This is a genomic window from Nocardia sp. NPDC055050, assembly GCF_053608345.1.
Window position 1 is genome coordinate 105,424 of record NZ_JBSGVG010000015.1, and the last position, 18,011, is coordinate 123,434.

The following is an 18,011-nucleotide window of genomic DNA, read 5'->3' on the forward strand; positions in this document are numbered from 1 at the left end:
TCAGGATACTTCGGCGGTGGTCGTGCGTTCCAGTTCGGCTGCTACCGCTTCGAACTCGGCCAGCGCCGCCGTCAGATCTTCGACGATTTCGCGTGCGATGATCTCGGGTGCGGGGAGGTTGTCGGTGTCCTCCAGTGACTCGTCGCGTAGCCAGGTGATGTCGAGGTTGGTCTTGTCGCGGGCGATGAGCTCGTCGTAGGTGAACGAGCGCCAACGGTCGGAGACCACCGCATCCCGATTCGACCCGTACGCCTCGACGAACTCGTCAAGGTGATGGCGGCGCAACGGGTTCTGTTTCAGGGTGAAGTGTTGGTTGGTGCGCAGGTCGTAGACCCACAGTCGTCGGGTCCACGGCTGTTCGGCGGCGGGCTTCTTATCGAAGAACAAGACATTGGCTTTGACGCCTTGGGCATAGAAGATGCCGGTCGGCAAGCGCAGCATGGTGTGCAGGTTGTAGTCCTCAAGCAGCTTCTTGCGCAGTGTCTCGCCCGCGCCTCCTTCGAACAGAACATTGTCCGGCAGCACGACGGCGGCGCGACCGTTGATGTCGAGAATGGTCATGATGTGCTGCAGGAAATTGAGCTGCTTGTTGCTGGTGGTGACGACGAAATCTTGACGTTCGATCTCGCGGTCTTCCTTGGCTTCACGGCCGTCGGCTCCGACCATGGTCAGCGAGGATTTGCGCCCGAACGGCGGATTCGACAGCACTACACTCCAACGGCGACCCGGATCAGCAATCAAGGCGTCCCTGACCTCGATTAACGAGTCGCCAGTGGGGGTGCCGATGCCGTGGAGCAGCAGGTTCATCGCGGCGAGGCGAGCAGTGCCGTCGACCAGCTCGAAACCAGATGCGAAGTCGTCGCGGAGGTGGTCGCGCTGGGAAGGGGTGAGGTTCTCGGCACCACGTGCGGCGTGCTCGTGGGCGACGAGGAGGAAGCCACCGGTGCCGCAGGCCGGGTCGACGATGGTGTCGTCGGGTTTGGGGTTGATGACATCGACGATGCCAGCGATCAGATCGCGCGGGGTGAAGTATTGACCGGCACCAGAGCCCTTGTCGGAAGCACCTCTTGAGAGAAGCTGTTCGTAGGCATCGCCCTTGAGGTCGGTGCCGGAGGCCGACCAGTTCTCTTGGTCGATCAGGTCGGCAATCAACCGCTTGAGCTTGGCGGGGTCTTGAATCCTGTTCTGTGACTTGCGGAAGATGGTGCCGAGGGTGCCCGGTTGCTCGGCCAGGCCGACCAGGATTTTGGTGTACTCGAGTTCGAGCTGGATGCCCTCGGCGTCGAGCAGGCGCTGCCACGAATACTGGGGCGGAACTACCTGCTGCGGATTGAGGCGGCGGGTGGTCCGCTCATGGGCCATCTTGAGGAACAGCAGGTAGGTGAGCTGTTCGGTGTACTCGATCACGCCCACGCCGTCGTCACGCAGCACGTTACAGTAGGACCACAGTTTGTCTACGAGGCGGCGTGAGTCGGTCATTCGAATAGTCTTCCACGTCGGGTACCGACAGTGCATCGCCATATGTCGTATCAACCGCGAGGTGCTGCGCTGCAACGCACACGGCCAAACACTGGCTGGCCCCCGATGATTCGGTCCAGCACCATCTTCACTGCACACTCACGCTGCTCGATCGGGTACTGCTTGGGCATGGCCCACATCCTTCACAGAGAAGGAAGCGGCCGGAAACCCGGGTCGGTTCAAGCTGCGCCACGCGCGTGAGTTGCCGGAACCGGCACGTCTCGTCCACCCGGTGATCCGGCCGCTCGCCTTCGCTTCTTAGGCGGCAACGGCCGGGCGGCGAACGCACCGCCGTATCAGTCAAGTTGTGGTTGCGTTTGCCGTCGCGCAGAGGGGGCTGTTGTCGGGGTTCGCCTCGAACCCCGACAATCTGAGATGTGCACACCGTCACCCTGGCTCCAGCCACCACCGAGGAACTCGACGCCGTCGACCGATGGCTCCAGCACCCAGGGATTCTCCAATGGCTCGGCAGTTACACGACCGGGACGGACCTCGCCAGGATGACCAGGCACCCCGACGATCTCCGAAAGTTATACCTAGCGCGCGTGGAACGACTGGTGGTTCGCGATACTCCGCACTCTGGGAATGCGCCGGTGGCCTACGTGTCCGCAGCGGTGTATGGAGTGCAGCAGTCCGATCATGAAACCGGTACCACCGAGTACACTGCGCCCTTCCATGCCGTCTTGCTGTACGCGGTGCGCCCCGACCGCCAGCAGCAACGTATCGGCACCGCCCTGATACCGGCAGTGCTGGCGTATCCCGGCCTCGCCAGTGTCGAGACATTCTCCGCAGGCATTGCGCGAAAGAACGTGGGCAGTCAGATCGTAGCGATGGCAGCCGGATTCATTGCGGATCCATACGCGCCAGCAGACCAGACGCTGGTGTATCGGTATCGTCGTCCGGCGGCCTGCCCCATGCCCAGATAACCGAGTTTCCTCCATACTCTGCGCATGGACCCGGTTGCCGCAGCTACAGGCCGGTGGGCTCCACATCAGCGCGTGCCGGAGTCGGCTGTGACTGCGGCCTCTTCATCAGAGGGCGAGGTCATGGTGCGGCATCCGGCACTCGCGAGCATCGAGTAAAGACGCTCAGAAACAAGCGCCACTGTCACCTGCAAACCGGAGGAGTCGAAGACTGAGGTTCCCCCGCTAATCCGGAGAGCGGATTATCTGGTTCCAGCAGGAACCCGGTGATGATAGCTGGCTTCGTACTCGTCGGGTGATCGCCAACCGAGCTTCTTCTTGATCCGCTGGGTGTTGTACCAGCCGTCGATGTAGGCAAACAGGGCGTTCTCGGCGTCTTCCCTCGTCCACCAACTGTTCCGGTAGACCAGCTCGGTCTTCAGGGTGGAGAAGAAATTCTCCATGAGCGCGTTGTCGTAACTGTCACCGACCGACCCCATGGATTGTGCTATCCCGTTGGCGGCCAAGTGGTTCGCGAACCGAATCGCCGTATAGGTCGACCCGCGGTCGGAATGATGAACGAGCTGCCCGTCACGAACATCGCGTGTCCAGACCGCGTACTCGAGACCACGGAGCACGAGTTGGGTATCGCAACGGTCCGAACACTTCCCGCCCACGATCGGAGTTCGAGAACGCGTCTCGGACCGCCGCCGGCCAGAACACACCCTCACCGCAGACGATGCGGGTGGCATCGGCAACCCACAAGCGATCTGGCTCGTCGGCAGTGAAGTCACGATTCACCAGGGCCGGAGCTGGGGTGGCACGCCGATCCTGCTGGGTCGAGCCCATCCGCCACTTCCTGCGCAAGAACGCGCCCTGCAACCCCCTCCTGCCGCGATCGGAGACATCGTATCCATTCTCGTTGGCCCAGGCCCGAATTGCACTCAGGTCGTTGCGTCGCGGCGAGGCCCCTGCCAAAGACGTAGGTACATGTCGACGTGCTGAGCCCTTTGTCCGTCCGGTCCTTCGCGCGTAGGGGGCCCACTGGTCGAATGACTCCCGCAGGGTAGCTGCGTTGGCGGCGAACAAGTCGATCTCGTATGCGGCACCGTCGATTTCGAAGGTAACGTCTCCTCGGCGACCGAGGTCCCGTCGAAGTCATCGACCAGCGTGACAACAACCTTGCGCGCCATACGTTTGTGTCCTGTTCGCTCTGTACTGTCGGTTCGCGGTCGCTCGCGATAGTAGTTGCCGTCCGCCTGCGGTGACATCGACGATCCGTAGACTTCGTTCGTGACTGTCGACTCATCAGCCGAACGCGGAAACCCTGACGGTTTCGAGTTCCAGCACGACTTCGTGTTCGCGTGTGATTGCGGACAGCGCGTGCAGATGTCGGATACCGAGTATGAGCGGTTGTGCAGCAACGACGAACCTCTTCTGGAGTGCAGCTGCGGGATCGCGTCCGATCTCAGTCCGAAGTTGCCAGTCCTTCGTAGTCTCGAGGACCAGGATCTTCGCGACGACTACGTCGACCGGCACTTCTGGTACCACACCAGCGAATACCAGGACTGGCCTGCCCCGTCCTATCGCGACGACATGATCGCGAGGTACTCCGATTGCGATTTTGCAGGTCTGGATCCGGTGAAGATCATCGCGCGAAAGACCTCGCTCGCGTTGCATGTGGGCACTTATGCTGCGGCAATCGAGAACATGATCCGCCGCATGCACCACCAGCCTGCGCAAGGTGGCCGGTACTGGCTACATCAGGTAGAGATCCAGCTCCAGCCAGGAGAGCTGGCTCCTGACGTCCACGACGAACTATGCGACTTGGCTGGCGGCGTGGCACTTACGGCCCTGTCCGACCTCGGTGCCAAAGCAGTCCGGTACGTCAATACCTTCGAGGCAAAAGGGTCAATTTCGCTCGCTGTCACCCAGCAGGTCATATCGCGGATCCGCACCAAACCGCTGCCCGTGCCCGCTGCTGTCGTACCCGTAGCGCCGGTGGCCGAGCATGCCATCGGTCGAGCAATCGCTGACCTCGCACACGTGGAACAGTTACGACCGGACCCAGCTGGATTGCCCGAAGACCAGATATTCGACAGCGGCCTGGACATCGCTCTCGCGGAGCATGGCGGGCGAATCGTCGTCGACGAGGCGAAGCAGTACACGCAGCAGTTGGAGATGTACGAGGATCGTCAACTTGAGATCCGGTCGACATTGCGGACAGACCTACTGAACGCATATCTGCCTCGGGTGACGGTGCAACTTCGTGATGAGCTTCGCAACCTCATCTCGCTCGGCGACGACCTTCGCGAGTACCACCAGCAGGTCCGTGAACTATTCAGCCTGGTAGCGCAACCGTTTGAAGTGATCCGCCAGTTCGAGGCAGAACCATGGAGAACGCTGGAGGGCACGAGCTGACGCTGGGCTGTTGACCGGCATCTGAGGACCAGTTGCCGCGCGGCCTAAACCGGGCCTGTACTTGGGTAAGTGCCCTACGGGATCGACGAGCTGGAATCGGTTGGCGGTGGTAGGTTCGCCGTCATGCCCAGCGCGGAAGAGAAGACCGTCGGTCTGGCTCTGGTGACCTATCAGAGTGCCGAGGATCTGCCCGGATTTCTGGAGACTCTCGAGGCGGCCGTCGAGCCCTACACAGTGGATGTGATCGGCGTTGACAACGTCTCGACCGATCGCAGTGCCGACATTGTCGAGGAGTTCGGTGGGCGGGTTATCCGCAATTCCCGCAACGTGGGCTTGGCGGCGGCGATCAATCAAGCAGCCGCCGCGACGGGCGCAGAATGGATCCTGGTCGCCAACCCCGATACCCAGCTCGCTCCGGGTTCGATCGCGGCGCTGGTGGACACGGCGAAGGCCGACGAGCGGATCGGCATGATCGGCCCGCGAATCGCGCGGTTGGACGGCACCCCGTATCCGTCCGGGCGAAAGTTCCCGTCGCTGGCGGTCGGTGTCGCCCACGCTTTGCTCGGCGGGGTCTGGCCCGCTAATCCGGCGTCTCGCCGCTACTTCGGTGCGCCGGTGACCGAGGTGAGCGATGTCGACTGGATCTCGGGGTGCTGCATGCTTTTTCGGCGTGAGGCGTTCGACGCTGTCGGTGGTTTCGATGAGCGGTACTTCCTCTACTTCGAGGAAACCAAGGTGGCCCTCGATATGCATCGCGGTGGGTGGCGGGTCGTGCTCGATCCGAGCGTGGAGATCCGCCACCGCGAGGGCGGGAGTATGCGCAGCGCGCCGTTCCGCAAGATCCGCACTCACCATCGCAGTGCTTTGCGGTTCTACTGCGACTACCACCGGGGCACGGCGTGGATGGTGTTCGCGCCCCTGGTGGCGGCCGGGCTGATCGTGCGTGGCGCACTGGCGGTGGCACGCACCGCGCTGGCGCAACGGTTGAAGCAGCGCGGCTAGCCGAACGGCTGGTCGCCTAGCCTGAGCCCGGCCTGGAGGTCGGCGAGCAGTTTGTGGACGATGGCGTTGCCGGTGCGTGAGCTGGGCGTGCACTGGGCGCAGTCGTCGTCGATGCGGTGTCCGCTGGTGGTGGCCACGATGTCGAGCAGCCGTGCGCCTTTGATCTTGCCCAGGTCGTAACCGGTTGCGGCGAAGCGTGGTTCGGCCTTGAGGTCGCACGGCGTCAGGTGCCCGAACGCGCCGATGGTCGGCCGGAACCAGCGGCCCATGCATTCGCTGGTTCGAGTGCGCTCGGGCAGGTGTCCGTTGGCCAGGGCCACCAGTTCATCGCCGAGGTCGATCCGGACATTGCCGCCGGTGCGGGCCCGCACGGCTCGGAGCTGGGCCCGTACCACCGAGGTCTGCGCGGCGTCGAGGCCCTCGGTGACGTCGACTTCGTCCTTGCGTAGGTCCAGCCAGTCCGCGCCCACCGACTCGGCGAAGTCGGCCATGGCTTCGACCTGGTTGTGGTTGTCGGGTTGGATCACCATGCCGATTCCGAGGGCGGGCAGCTCGCCGCGGTCTTCCAGTAGCGCGGTGATGTTGGAGCGGACGCGCTCGAGAGCACGCATCCGGGGATGTGTTCCGGCGACTTGGTCGTAGGTGAGCGGGTCGGGAGAGTGGATGGAGAACCGTAGGCGGTGGCAGCGCAGCAAGGCGGTGTAGAGCGCGCTGCCGGGGCGGATCGAGAATCCGGTGGTGTAGACGTGGATCTCGAATCCGAGGTCGGCGGCCCGATCGAGGATTGCGGGCAGATCGGGGTTGGTCAGCGCCTCGCCGCCCCCGGAAACGATCAGCCGACGCACCCCGCCGTCGTGGAGTTCACCGAGGACCTGCTGCCAGTCAGTGGCCGTCATGAGGCCGTCGGTGTCGAGTTGCTTTGTGGAGTAGGTGAGTTCGGACTGATCCGACCACAGGCACATCTTGCAGCGGTAGGGGCACGTACCGCGCGTGGGGTGAATCTCCATCGTCTCGGCCAAAACCGGTTCGCGCGCGCGGATCCTGTCCGGGATCTCGGGGCGCCGTTGCCACTCGGCGACGGTGGCGGAGGCGAATCCGTACCGAAGCCGGTGCGGGTAGAACGCGGACCCGACGAGTCTCTGTACGGCAGGGCTCGTGCGGGCGTGCTGGTAGACCTCGATCACGGTGGCCAGGTTCACCCCTGATGCTGCGGCCAGGGCTGTGGCTGGCGTGTGCGGGGCGGTCAGATGGGAGGTGAGCACGGCCCGGAACCCCGGATCCGCCGGTGTGAGGTCGAGGGCCTCGGTGGCCAGGGCGGCGAGCTCCGCATCGCTGTAGAGCAGGCGTGCGGGATCGGTGTGCGGAGTCGAGAGGCTCATGCCGTCACCGCTTCCGACCCGATCACAGTCGCTACCTGTTCCCACTCGGTGGTGCGGAGCATGGTCACCAGGGACCGGGGACGGTCGAACAGCAGGATCGTGCCGCTGGGATGGCGCACTACTCGGTGCTCGTTGCGGCGTGAGTGCATGTTCGCGGCAACGGCTTTCACGTCGATGGGATTGTGCAGAATCCAATGGTCATCCACGCTGGAAATCGGGATCAGGTCCACGTCGGGTGCGGACCCAGGGTTGTCGGTCCGGCCGATCAGCAGGTCGGTTGTGGTGCTGTTCGCCGCTGTGCCGAGTTGGAACTTGTGCCGGGCTTCGACCTCGCGTGGCATCTGGCGCGCGGACCCCTCGGCCAGGATCGTTTCCGCGCGTGACAGCAGCTCGGTGACAGGTGTGTCGGTGACCGATCCGAGCGCGGCGTTTCCGACCATCTCCCTACCCCAGGTGGCGGCTTGGAGCCGGAACTCACCGGAGGGGCGGATGTTGCAGAGGGTGTCTTTGACCTGTTCGGAGAGCTGTTGCAGGGTCATCGTCCGCGACGGGTTCACCGCCAGCGGCGTGAGTCCGGTGGCCGGCCAGAACGAGTTGAACGTCAGGTACAGCCCAGCCGCGGCGAGGTCGTGGTGGTTGGCGTCGACAAGTTCCTGGACACCGTGGAACTCGTTCTCGCGCAGCCGCAGTCCCGGGTAGTGAGCGCGGGCCTGCCCCGAGAAGCTGGGTGCACACAGATGATGCTGCGAGGCCAAACCGTGCTCGGCGAGAAAGCGACTGAGTTCGATCACGCGCTCCCAGTTGCGCTGGTGGACAACGGTGATCACCGTGATCGGCTTGCCAGTGCCATTTAGCACCCGGAGTCCGTCGAGAACCTTGGGCAGGTTCTTCCCCCGCGCTGACCCGTGCAATTCGTTGGTGACTCCATCGACACTGGTGCAGATCCGTGTCAGGTTAGACCCGGCCAGCTGTTCTGCGGTCTCGGCGGTGAGGCGAGTTGCGTTGGTGATCAACGTCGACGCAGTACGTTGCAGCAGATTCGTCGCATTCAGCACTGCGCCGAAGTCCTCGTGCAGGGTGATCTCTCCGCCGGTCAAGACGACCTCGAGAACACCTGCTGTCTCGGCTGCTTCGGTGGCGGCGGCGACTCTGTGGGCCGGTAGCTGCTGGCGCTTCCACACCTCACCCGGATGGCAGTACGAGCAGCGAAGATTGCATTCGTTGACCGCATCGATCACTAGTCGCAGGACCCGGCCGCCGATCTGGAGGTCTGGGTTGAAATCGAGCATGGTGGCGCTCCTTCTCGTGTCCCTCACACGGCAGTTGCCGGTGAGGTTGTTTCTGAGTCGAACGTCGCGCCGAGGGTGTTTGGCGTCGCGTTCGTCGGTGTCGTGGCCGTCCCAGGTCATCTCGGCCGCCTGAAGGTCCAAGACGGCTCCCGGGCCTCGGGCTAACTGGCCGGATATACAGCCGGGGTGATGATCTCGATGTATTCAGGTGGTCTGAGGTCTGTCAGGCGCGGGCGGAGCAGCTGATCCGGTCACTCCGTCGGTGTTTGGGGTGGTGATGATCTGACGGGGTGCGAACGGGTGCGCCTTCGGGCGGTATTCGGTCACCGTCATCGCCCACAGGTCCGCATCGCCGAAGGTGCCCAGAATCGAGACCGTCACACAGTGGCGGGTGTCGGCGGGCACGGCGGCGATTTCGGTTGCCGACTGGCGTAGTCATGACGCTCGTAGGTGATCGTGTTCACGTGCCCACCACCGATATCGCACGGAATCGACTGTTTCGCTGCGGTGCCGGTAGATGAGTGGCGTCGTTGTGCCGCACCACGACCGTGCGCCGCCCGGTGGGTGGGTGGTGTGGGTGCCCCCGGAGGCCGGTTGGGCGGCCTCCGGGAGCGTTTCCCCACCCTCGAACCGGCGCGGCTCGGGGGCACCGGTGTGGTTCGAGGTATTCAGGTGGTTTTCGGGAAGGGTTTGGGTGGCCCCGGAGATCGCTACATCACCGGGAATTCGATCTCCGGGGCCGCCTTCGCGCCGCCTGGCCGGTGACGGGTCTCAGGTCCGCACGGGGTAGGCGCAAAGGTCATTCAGTTGGTCGGAGTTGCCCCGTGATCCGCGAGGTCAGGGCAGTAAATACAAGCGTTCGTTGGGGAGACGCGGGAGCCCGGCGCAATGACCGGAGTCGACAGCCACCGTGCAGGGTCTGCGGGCGGCGATGTCTTGGACGAAAACGAGCGCGGCGGTAAGGCAGGCGGCGAAATCCATTCGCACACTGTGGAACTGGATGGTGAGGTGGACATCGGCTTCCTCCGGGCGCGGGGACCCACCGCCGGGCGTCATCGGGTGAGTTGCCTCGGCAGGCACGCTCGGGCGCATTCGAGGACCACCGATCCGGATGGCCGGAACTTGCTGATGGCCGGGGATATCCACGTGCGAGCCATCAACGGGTCCGGAACCGGCGAGGGCAACGCGATATCGCCCTCACGGACGACGACCACCCGCGCTCGCCAGAGCTGTGCCACGACGGCGGGGTCTCCGATCGGGCGGATATCGGACCTCACCAGGAATGTCCACATTCCTGCGCGGGGGTGGCCAATGATCGGCAACGGCGCGACACCACGCACGTCGAGGGCGGTTTTGACCCGATGGGCCAGCTCGGTAGGCATCATCACCGCGCCGACAAACCCGGCCTTCATCGTGATCCGCCCGGTGTCGGGGTCGATCACGGTGGGCAGTGAGCACTCGTGGCGGTAGAACTCGCACCGTGATCGTGGTGTTTCGGTGTAGGCCATGCGCGGCGAGCTGGTCCGGTTCATTCGAAACCTCCGGCTGGTTCGCCCACCACTGGGTCAACAGGCTTGACTACGGTCGGGCTGCCCGAAACGTCAGTTAGCCACCCTTCCTCGCGCATGGTCTCGAGGGTCCTGTGCAGGTCTTCTAGTGATGGCAAGGACGTGGGACCGAAGAAGTTCGGGTGGCTCATCGGCTTGCCTGTCTGGTGGGGCGGCGCTTGCCCACTGATACCTGCCACTCTGCACGCCGGTTCCGGAAGACATCGCCTTTGTGGCGCAACGCTTCCAACGCACGCGCCGCTCGCCATGGCGCCACCGTCAGGTTGTGTGCGATCGTGTCGACGGTGAGCTGCCCGCCCGGTCTGAGGAGGTCCAACACATCGGTTTCGAGGGTTGTTGTCATCTAGTCACCTCGTCGGCTTGCCAGTGATTGCGGAGTCCGTGTCGGTGGGGATACGGACAAACAAACAATCGCTACACAGTGGGGTTAAGGGCAACGCGCACAAGGAATATCCGGTATACGCGGGATACATACCGGCTGCGTCGGCGGGTGATAGCGTCAAACTATTCGCGTTGTGTGGGGCATAGAGCGGCGGGAGCGAAACGATGACGGTCGTGGCCGACAATGGGCGCACCTGCGCGACGTGTGGGGGCATATTGAGCCGGTTGAATCTCGGCCCGTGGTGTGGCAAGTGCTCGGACGTCGAGTCCGCGGAAGGCCCGCCCGAGATGCCGGCCGAGTTCTGGGCTCACGCTTCGCTGTGCGAGGCGCTGGCGTCCTGGCACATGGGAACGGTCATCGCGGCGTATCGCAATCACCCCGCACACGGACAGCCGCTCAGTCAGATCCAGATGGGGCAGTGGCTAGATCTCAGCCAAGCGCAACTGAGTCGGATCGAGAACGGGCCGCCACCGGAGATGCTCTCCAAGCTGGTCAAATGGGCGACCGTGCTACGTATCCCGGCGGACTTGTTGTGGTTCAAGCTCCCGAACGGGGCTACCGTGGAGTCCGTGGACCGTCAAGGATTCCTGCGTGTGGCCGCAGCTACCGCTGCAACAGTCATGGTTTCACCCGACCGCCTCACCCAGATGCTGAGCGAAACCCGCACCACCGTCAACCCGACGCGAGTGGGTACCGTCGAGATCAACCAGATTAGTGAAGCCGCACAACTATTCGCCCGATGGGATGCTACCTACGGTGGCGGCCTAGTCCGCGACGTTGTCGTCGCGCAACTTCGGGTGGCCGTTGCCTACCTACGTGCCCCATGTTCGCCTGGCGACCGTGCGGCTCTGCAGACGGCTGTGGGCTCTTTAGCACACACCGCTGCGTTCATGGCTTTCGATGCGTGTGCGCACAGCGACGCCGACTCCATGTTCGCGTTGGCGCTGGATTGTGCCGAGGAGTCCGGCGCGGTGAACCTACGGGCGAAGATCCTGTCCTCCATGGCACGGCATGCGATATGGACCGGCCGCCACCATGACGGGCTCGGGTACGCGCGGAGGGCATTCACCGAAGCCGACCAATTGACCGCGACCGAGCGTGCGATGTTGCACACCACCGAGGCACGCGTGCACGCGAAGCTGGGTGACATTCCCGCGACCCTGACCTCCATTGCCAACGCTGACCGCGATTTCAGCCGCTGCGTCCCGGGTAATGATCCAGCATGGATGCGCTACTACGACAGCGCGCAGCACGCAGGCGACACCGGCCACGCGCTATTCGACATCGCCGTGCACGGAAGCTTCGTTGGAGAAGCCCGCGACCGCTTGACCGCAGCAGTGAAGGGCCATGCCGAGGCCGCCGCGCGCTCACGGACGATGTCGACCATCAAGCTGGCGTCGTTGGTGATGGCGACCGGCGACCCGGACGAAGCAACCTCCATCGCCGGACAAGCACTTGGGTGTGCACGTAATCTCAAATCCCAACGGGCGGCCGAGGATATCGCCGAACTCCGCCGCTACGCGCACCGCGCCAAAGTCAGGATCCCAATACCAGCCGCTAATTCATGAGCACAATGCCGGTCGAGCAAATCGCCCGATTAGCCTGCACAGCCGCTGGCTTCGACCCGAAAGGAATGCTGCCCATCAAGGTGGCTGAGAATGCGATCTTTCGAGTCCCCGGACAGCATCTGGTGATTCGCATCGCGCGAGCTGGCCAGGATGAAGCGGCCCGGCGTGAGCTTCAGATCGCAGCATGGCTGCAGGCCCACAATGTTTCGGCTGTGCAGCCGATGGGCAGCCGCTCCGACTTTGCCGTGATCGGATCGCGTCCGGTGACGTTGTGGAAGGAACTGCCGCCTCATCGCAGCGGAACCGAGCGCGAGATAGGACAGGCCCTTCGCTCGTTGCATCAGCTGCCGGTGCCCGGCTTCCTGTCCGAAGTCGATCCGTTCGTTCGGCTCGAGCAGCGAATTGACGGCGCGTCCTCCTTGAGCGAATCGGACAGACAGTGGCTTTACCGACGAGTAGCTGACCTGCGACTCGGTTGGGCTGAGCGTTCATCCGGGATGCGATGGTCGCCAATTCACGGCGATGCGTGGGAAGGCAACGTGGTCACCACCGACACCGGGGTAACCACCCTCCTCGACCTGGAGCGGGCCTCATTCGGGCCACCTGAGTGGGACCTGGTCTCGACAGCGATCAAACACAGCTCCTTCGGATGGATCTCCGCAGGGCGATACGGCGCGTTCTGCGATGCGTACGGCCACGACGTAGCGGTGTGGGAAGGGTTCTCGCTGCTACGAGACATTCGTGAGTTGCGCATGACTTGTATGGCAGCCCAAGCAGCAGGGGCGGACACACAGCACGCTATGCAAGCTCAGCATCGGGTCGATTGCCTACGTGGCGCTGCTGGGCCGAGACCGTGGTCGGGCTGGCACCCGATTGCCTAGCACCGTGGTGGACATTTGTGGCCTCGTCCGCAGCCACGCCACGATTGCCATTGTTCAGGAGAGATCGAGGTGGCGATTTTATCGACATCGCTTCGTCAACAAGGGCAGCGAGCTCAATGACCGTGACGCCAGCCGCCTCGAGTTTTCGACGTCCACGCAGTCGGCGACGAAAGTACTCGGTTCGCGCCACGCGATGACGACAGTAGGGATCCCGGCCGTCAGGATGCGGTCCGTGCACGGTGCGCGATCTATGGAAGCCGACGCGCCCCGAGATCATCGAGATCGTCACTGATGCGTGGAAGTTTCACCAGCAAGGTCGCTGACTAGCGGCGACACGGCCCACTGGGCGCTCTAGCCCACAGTCAGTTTGTGTATGCGAGGTCGTTGACCATGGTTGCGGCCTCGGGGTTGTCGCGGGACGCCCAACGATCAATGACCGGGTGCAACGCCGCGCTGACCCGTTGGCCAACAACTGGCTCAGTAAGATTTGGATTGTGACCAAGCTGCGAGACCTGCAACACCGAGTGGTGACGGCAGGGCAACGATACATCGGTAACCCGATCATGGGACGGTTGCCGATTCAGACCCTGCTCGAAACAACGGGGCGCAAAAGCGGTCAGCCGCGGGTCACTCCGATCGGCGGCCGTCGAAGCGACAACTCCTTCTGGCTCGTTTCCGAGTTCGGTGAAAAATCCCAATACATTCGAAACATCCAGGTGAACAACCGTGTTCGACTGCGTATTCGTGGACGGTGGTACTCCGGCACCGCTCACTTGGTGCGCGGCGACGACGCACGAGCTCGGCTTCGTGAGCTGCCGCGGGCCAACAGCGCAGTGGTACGAGCGGTTGGTACCGATCTGCTGACCGTTCGCATCGACTTGGACTGAGCTAGCGGAATTTCTCAGCTCGTTCGGTTGGGAAGTGGCTGGCGTGCGACCTGAGGCGGATGCAGCCATGGCAGAGGTAGCCGGTGAGCGGCATACAGCTCGACCTTCGACTGACGGCGCTGGGCCGACTCACGCCGCATCCCGGAGCCGCGGCCCGCGCACCCCTCACCCGACCCGAATATCAGCACCTACACCGGTTTCGGGGTCGGTGGCCATGTCGGATCTGAGCGGAGGGTGCGGGGTATCGCGGCTGTCAGGAGGTGCTGCGGCCGAGCTGTGCCGGCACGCGGCGGTTCACGGCCGAGTCGGTCACGCGGCGTGGGAGAGGAAGGTCGATCGTTCGAACTCGCGGTGCCGTACCGCGTGGACGAACGCGGTGTATTCGAGGTGGTCGAAGAAGAGCCGGGCGGCTCCGGCGGAGGCTCGGCATTCCGGCGCGGCGCTGAATTCGTAGAGGTCGTCGGATGCTCGGGTGATCGTCAGGGCGCCACGGATGGGCCGGTCTGCTCGGATCGCGGCCTGGAGGGCCTCGAACTGATGGTGGTCGAGGGTCAGGCATTCCTCGAGGGGGACAGGGTGTGCCGCGGTGGCGACCGGGCGCGCGAGTTTGTCGTCCCAGATGAGGGTGCGGTGGTTGTCGCGGTAGACCATCACGCACGCCTGTTGCGGGGAACTGGCGGCCGCTTTGCGGAAGTGAGCAGCGGGCGGTGTCGGTAACGACATGGTGGATCCTTTCGAACAGCGCTGCCGGCGACGGTGCCGGCAGCGCGGGCACACACTAGGGGAGACTGCCGATAGCCGCGAAATTGCAGGGGCGGGCGTAGTCGTCGTGGTCGATCGGCTGTTCGGGTCGCCAGTCGGTGGCGTAGGTGATGCCGGGGTCGGCGATCGTCCACCCGTCGAAGAAGGTCTGGAACTGCGCGCGGGTGCGCAGGGTGACCGGTGTGCTGGCATCGGTGAAGACCGCCGCGCCTGCGGCGACCTGTGCTTTGATCTCCGCGCCCGCGTCTTCGAGGGACACGTGTGTCATCGCGATGTGGCTACCGGGGGCGAGGGCATCGCGCAGCTGCGCGACGATCTTGCCGGGCTCGCTGGCGTCGGTGACCCAGGGAAGCACCGAGACCAGTAGCAGCCCAACGGGTTCGGTGAAGTCGATCAGGCGCTGGGTATCGGGGTGGGCGAGAATGCGCGCGGGGTCGCGCAGATCGGCGTCGACCATCGTCGCGGTGTCGGTGACGCCCTGTTCACGCAGCAGGTCGCGGGCCCGGTTGATCGCTTCTTCGTCATTGTCGACGTACACGACGCGGGAATCGGGGGCGAGCTCGCGCGCGACCTCGTGGGTGTTGCCGCCGGTCGGCAGGCCGGACCCGATGTCGAGGAACTGGCGAATGCCGGTGCCGGCCATGTAGCGAACTGCGCGGGCGAGAAACCGGCGATTGTGCTGGGCCCACAGGGGATAGAAGGGGATGTCGGCGTAGAGCCGATGAATGAACGGCAGGTCCGATTCGAAGATCACCTCGCCGGTGACCATGTGGTGATAGATGCGTGCGGAGCTGGGTTTGTTGGTGTCGATCGGGCGTGGCTCGAAGTCGCTGTCGGACATCGTGATTCCTCTGCGGTTGCGGTGGTGCCGGTCTATCGCTGAATGGTGGGGCGGCTGCGGAGGCCGCGGACGAGGTGTTCCATGAACTGACGTGAGTCGTGGGGGCTCAAGGCGGTCATCGCCAGGCGGTTGAAGATCTTGTCGCGGATACCGACGGCGGGTTTGTCATCGATGTAGCGGATCTCGCCCTGCGCTTCGATGACGGCCATCTCGAGATCGCCGGCCGCTCCCGGGGAGGGCACGCGAACCAGGATGTAGCGGTCTTCCATGCCGGCGCCGGGTGCCTGGTGGGTGAAGGGCATGACCTGGATCTGGATGTTGGGCCGGGCGGACAGCTCGAGGAGGTGGGTGATCTGGTCGAGCATCACCGCGTCTCCGCCGTAGGTGCGGCGCAGGCAGGATTCGGACAGGATCGCGTGGAACTCGGGTGCTCCCCGCGCGAGCAGGATTCGCTGACGCGCGACGCGGGCTCGGACGTAGTCGTCCACGGTGACCGCGTCCGGATCGTCGGGGTCGAGTTGGAGGGGTTCGTGCAGCGCGCGGATGTAGCTCTCGTGCTGGAGCAGGCCGGGAACGATCTCGGCAGCGGTCTCGCGTAGTCGATCCGCCACCGCCTCGAGGTCGACGAGCAGTCGCAGTTCCTCGATGTAGGCGCGGCGGTAGCCGGAGTTCCAGAATCCGCGGCGATGGCTGTCTTCGCGGAGATCGAGCAGGATCGCGATGTAGTCGTGGTCGGTCACGCCGAGCTGCCTGACCAGCTCGTCGAGTGCCTGGGCGCTCAGATTTCCCGTGCCGCTGATCACCGCCGCGATGCGGGACTGGCTCACCCCGATCATCTTTCCCGCGTCGGCCTGGGTAGTGCGAGACCGGCGCAGGAGCGCGTCGATCTCTCGACCTAGCAGCACTTTTCGTGCGGTTCGTGCCATGGATCCCACCGTATCGGGCTGCTGGGCGGCGGCTGCCACCTGTTTCGCAATCCTGATTATCAGGTTAGATTATCAACCACGATTATTTGGCGAACAAGTCGGAGGGTGTATCCGAACTGCGACATACCCTGCGGCGCAAGAAGAGTGGGGCCCACTCATGGACGTCACCGACCCAGACACCCTCCGCGGCACTCTCGATGCCGGAGCCGCGAACAGCTGGGGGCAGCGACTTCGGACCTATCGTCGCGCTCGATTAGGGCTCAGCCGTGGGGATTTCGCCGAGTTGATCAACGATCGGGCTCGCCGCGACAGCGTCAATGTCGCGTGTTCGGAACGACACATCGCGCGCTGGGAACTCGGCGAGGTCCGCAGGCCCAGTAAGTCCTATCGCGTTCTGCTGGCTGCGCTCGGCGCACCGGTTCCCGAGATCGACTCCGTCCTGTCCTCGCCGGGCCTGAATGTGGGGTTCGCTCGTGAAGTGGTGTCACAGGCTCCCGAGTTCGTCGGTGCCGGTATGCGGCGCGGCGCGGATGCGACGCTGCTGGAGGCCCTCGCGACCGCCGTGGTCGGTTCCGCTGACATCCTGACGCCCTGGCTGCCTTCCCTCGAAGTTCCCGAGATGCCCTGCGACACAGGGTGCCTCGATCTCGATGCGGTGCGCAGCGCCACCTCTGGATTGCGAGAACGCGACCAGCGACACGGTGGTGGCTCGGTCGCCCGCACAGCCGTCGATCTCCTGAAATCGACGACCGCGCTGCTGGCCGGGTACCGCGGACACACGACGCTCGCGCACGCGCTGCTGGTAGCCACCGCCGATCTGGCCCGGCTGATCGGGTGGGCCTACCACGACATCGGTGACCAGCATCGCGCCCGCCAATACGCCACCATGGCTTTGGTTTCCGCGCGGCGAGCGGGTGCGGACAGCCTGGTCGCGTCAACGCTCTACGTGCTGGGGCGGATCAGCTTGATCGAACGCGACCCGCGCGTCGCTCTGCGGATGTTCCAACTCGGCCAGCTACCTGCCCAAGACGCCACCGGCGGTGGGGAATCGGCGCGCTTGTATGCCAATGAGGCCTGGGCGCACGCGATGATGGGCGACGTCGACCGGATGCGGACCGCGCTCGCCCGCGCCGAAGACGAGATCGCCCGGGTCGCAGATCATCCCATCGACCCGTGGACCCGGGTGTTCTTCACCCCCGGAGAGTTCACCGGGATGCGATCGGTGATCTACAACGAGTACGCCCTGACAGCCCGCGGACAGACCGCGCAACATTACACAGCCGAAGCCGTCGACGCCGCTCGCGCCTCGTTGGCCGCGTCCACGCCGGGACGCCCTGCCCGCAGCATTCTGTTCGACAACATCACCATCGCCACGGGCACCTTCCGCCTCGGCCAGATCGATGACGCGGTCTCCTTCGCGACGGCTTGCCTGGACATGACCGGTCAGGTCGACAGCGGGCGAGTCGGCGACCGGCTGGGGCAGCTGGTGCACGCCGCGAGTCTCGCGTCCTCGCGATCCGATGTTCGCGATCTCTGTCAGACGATCCGGCGGGCCGTCCGCACCGCCCGGCACACTCCGCACCAGCTGACCGAACATCGCCTCGCGACCGCGTAGCAATGTCGACGCAACCCGACGATGTCATCCCCACGCAGCGGCATTTACGACATGCCCTGTCGAATGTCAT

Annotated in this window: 18 protein-coding genes; 7 read left to right on the plus strand and 11 right to left on the minus strand. The window is 64.2% G+C overall.

Annotated features, from left to right (window positions below):
* On the minus strand, window positions 1-1,554 hold the full coding sequence (locus ACWGCN_RS18220; RefSeq protein ID WP_452529059.1) for an N-6 DNA methylase: 1,554 nt from the start codon (window positions 1,552-1,554) through the stop codon (window positions 1-3).
* A gap of 341 nt (window positions 1,555-1,895) precedes the next feature.
* Here ACWGCN_RS18220 and ACWGCN_RS18225 point away from each other — a divergent pair, with 341 nt between their 5' ends.
* Complete coding sequence (locus tag ACWGCN_RS18225; protein WP_452457962.1) at window positions 1,896-2,444, plus strand: GNAT family N-acetyltransferase; 549 nt, start codon at window positions 1,896-1,898, stop codon at window positions 2,442-2,444.
* Between the two features lie 239 nt (window positions 2,445-2,683).
* Here the strand turns inward: ACWGCN_RS18225 and ACWGCN_RS18230 are convergent, their stop codons facing one another.
* Both ACWGCN_RS18230 and ACWGCN_RS18235 read right to left on the minus strand, forming a co-directional pair.
* The gene (locus ACWGCN_RS18230) at window positions 2,684-3,097 is read right to left on the minus strand and encodes a transposase (RefSeq protein ID WP_452457963.1); all 414 of its coding nucleotides are present in this window, start codon (window positions 3,095-3,097) and stop codon (window positions 2,684-2,686) included.
* On the minus strand, window positions 3,012-3,509 hold the full coding sequence (locus ACWGCN_RS18235; protein ID WP_452457964.1) for an Lsr2 family DNA-binding protein: 498 nt from the start codon (window positions 3,507-3,509) through the stop codon (window positions 3,012-3,014). Before ACWGCN_RS18235 ends, ACWGCN_RS18230 begins: the two co-directional genes overlap by 86 nt.
* A gap of 204 nt (window positions 3,510-3,713) precedes the next feature.
* Here ACWGCN_RS18235 and ACWGCN_RS18240 point away from each other — a divergent pair, with 204 nt between their 5' ends.
* Window positions 3,714-4,841 (plus strand): hypothetical protein, encoded by a 1,128-nt coding sequence (locus ACWGCN_RS18240; RefSeq protein WP_452457965.1) that lies wholly within the window; start codon window positions 3,714-3,716, stop codon window positions 4,839-4,841.
* 123 nt (window positions 4,842-4,964) lie between these two features.
* Entirely contained in the window at window positions 4,965-5,843 is an 879-nt protein-coding gene (locus tag ACWGCN_RS18245; RefSeq protein WP_452457966.1) for a glycosyltransferase family 2 protein, read from the plus strand.
* On the opposite strand, the gene ACWGCN_RS18250 is transcribed toward ACWGCN_RS18245, so the two are convergent.
* The 5 genes from ACWGCN_RS18250 to ACWGCN_RS18270 all read right to left on the minus strand — a co-directional run bounded on the left by ACWGCN_RS18250 (window position 5,840) and on the right by ACWGCN_RS18270 (window position 10,422).
* Entirely contained in the window at window positions 5,840-7,222 is a 1,383-nt protein-coding gene (locus ACWGCN_RS18250; RefSeq protein WP_452457967.1) for a radical SAM protein, read from the minus strand. The genes ACWGCN_RS18245 and ACWGCN_RS18250 overlap by 4 nt on opposite strands.
* Window positions 7,219-8,511 carry a radical SAM protein gene (locus ACWGCN_RS18255; RefSeq protein WP_452457968.1) on the minus strand — a complete coding sequence of 431 codons (1,293 nt, stop codon included), beginning with the start codon at window positions 8,509-8,511 and terminating at the stop codon, window positions 7,219-7,221. The genes ACWGCN_RS18250 and ACWGCN_RS18255 overlap by 4 nt, the downstream gene beginning before the upstream one ends.
* Before the next feature lie 204 nt (window positions 8,512-8,715).
* Window positions 8,716-8,916 (minus strand): hypothetical protein, encoded by a 201-nt coding sequence (locus ACWGCN_RS18260; protein ID WP_452457969.1) that lies wholly within the window; start codon window positions 8,914-8,916, stop codon window positions 8,716-8,718.
* Between the two features lie 647 nt (window positions 8,917-9,563).
* Window positions 9,564-10,043, minus strand: a complete 480-nt coding sequence (locus ACWGCN_RS18265; RefSeq protein ID WP_452457970.1) for a DNA-directed RNA polymerase subunit beta — start codon at window positions 10,041-10,043, stop codon at window positions 9,564-9,566.
* 163 nt (window positions 10,044-10,206) lie between these two features.
* On the minus strand, window positions 10,207-10,422 hold the full coding sequence (locus ACWGCN_RS18270; RefSeq protein ID WP_452457971.1) for a hypothetical protein: 216 nt from the start codon (window positions 10,420-10,422) through the stop codon (window positions 10,207-10,209).
* A 203-nt stretch (window positions 10,423-10,625) separates the two neighbouring features.
* Between ACWGCN_RS18270 and ACWGCN_RS18275 the strand changes: the two genes are divergently transcribed.
* From ACWGCN_RS18275 to ACWGCN_RS18285, 3 genes are all read left to right on the plus strand, one after another.
* Window positions 10,626-12,029: a helix-turn-helix domain-containing protein gene (locus ACWGCN_RS18275; protein WP_452457972.1), complete on the plus strand. Its 1,404-nt coding sequence runs from the start codon at window positions 10,626-10,628 to the stop codon at window positions 12,027-12,029.
* Window positions 12,026-12,910, plus strand: coding sequence for a phosphotransferase (locus tag ACWGCN_RS18280; RefSeq protein WP_452457973.1), 885 nt, complete (start codon window positions 12,026-12,028; stop codon window positions 12,908-12,910). The genes ACWGCN_RS18275 and ACWGCN_RS18280 overlap by 4 nt, the downstream gene beginning before the upstream one ends.
* A 494-nt stretch (window positions 12,911-13,404) precedes the next feature.
* Window positions 13,405-13,797, plus strand: a complete 393-nt coding sequence (locus ACWGCN_RS18285) for a nitroreductase/quinone reductase family protein (RefSeq protein ID WP_452457974.1) — start codon at window positions 13,405-13,407, stop codon at window positions 13,795-13,797.
* A 309-nt stretch (window positions 13,798-14,106) separates the two neighbouring features.
* Here the strand turns inward: ACWGCN_RS18285 and ACWGCN_RS18290 are convergent, their stop codons facing one another.
* The 3 genes from ACWGCN_RS18290 to ACWGCN_RS18300 are packed head-to-tail and all read right to left on the minus strand — an operon-like array spanning window position 14,107 to window position 16,326.
* Window positions 14,107-14,520, minus strand: a complete 414-nt coding sequence (locus ACWGCN_RS18290; protein WP_387444517.1) for a hypothetical protein — start codon at window positions 14,518-14,520, stop codon at window positions 14,107-14,109.
* Window positions 14,521-14,575: 55 nt separating this feature from the next.
* On the minus strand, window positions 14,576-15,400 hold the full coding sequence (locus tag ACWGCN_RS18295) for an SAM-dependent methyltransferase (protein WP_378990298.1): 825 nt from the start codon (window positions 15,398-15,400) through the stop codon (window positions 14,576-14,578).
* Window positions 15,401-15,432: 32 nt separating this feature from the next.
* Window positions 15,433-16,326, minus strand: coding sequence for a helix-turn-helix domain-containing protein (locus ACWGCN_RS18300; RefSeq protein WP_387444519.1), 894 nt, complete (start codon window positions 16,324-16,326; stop codon window positions 15,433-15,435).
* Between the two features lie 157 nt (window positions 16,327-16,483).
* On the opposite strand from ACWGCN_RS18300, the gene ACWGCN_RS18305 reads away from it, so the two are divergent.
* On the plus strand, window positions 16,484-17,941 hold the full coding sequence (locus ACWGCN_RS18305) for a helix-turn-helix domain-containing protein (protein WP_452457975.1): 1,458 nt from the start codon (window positions 16,484-16,486) through the stop codon (window positions 17,939-17,941).
* Window positions 17,942-18,011: the final 70 nt, after the last annotated feature.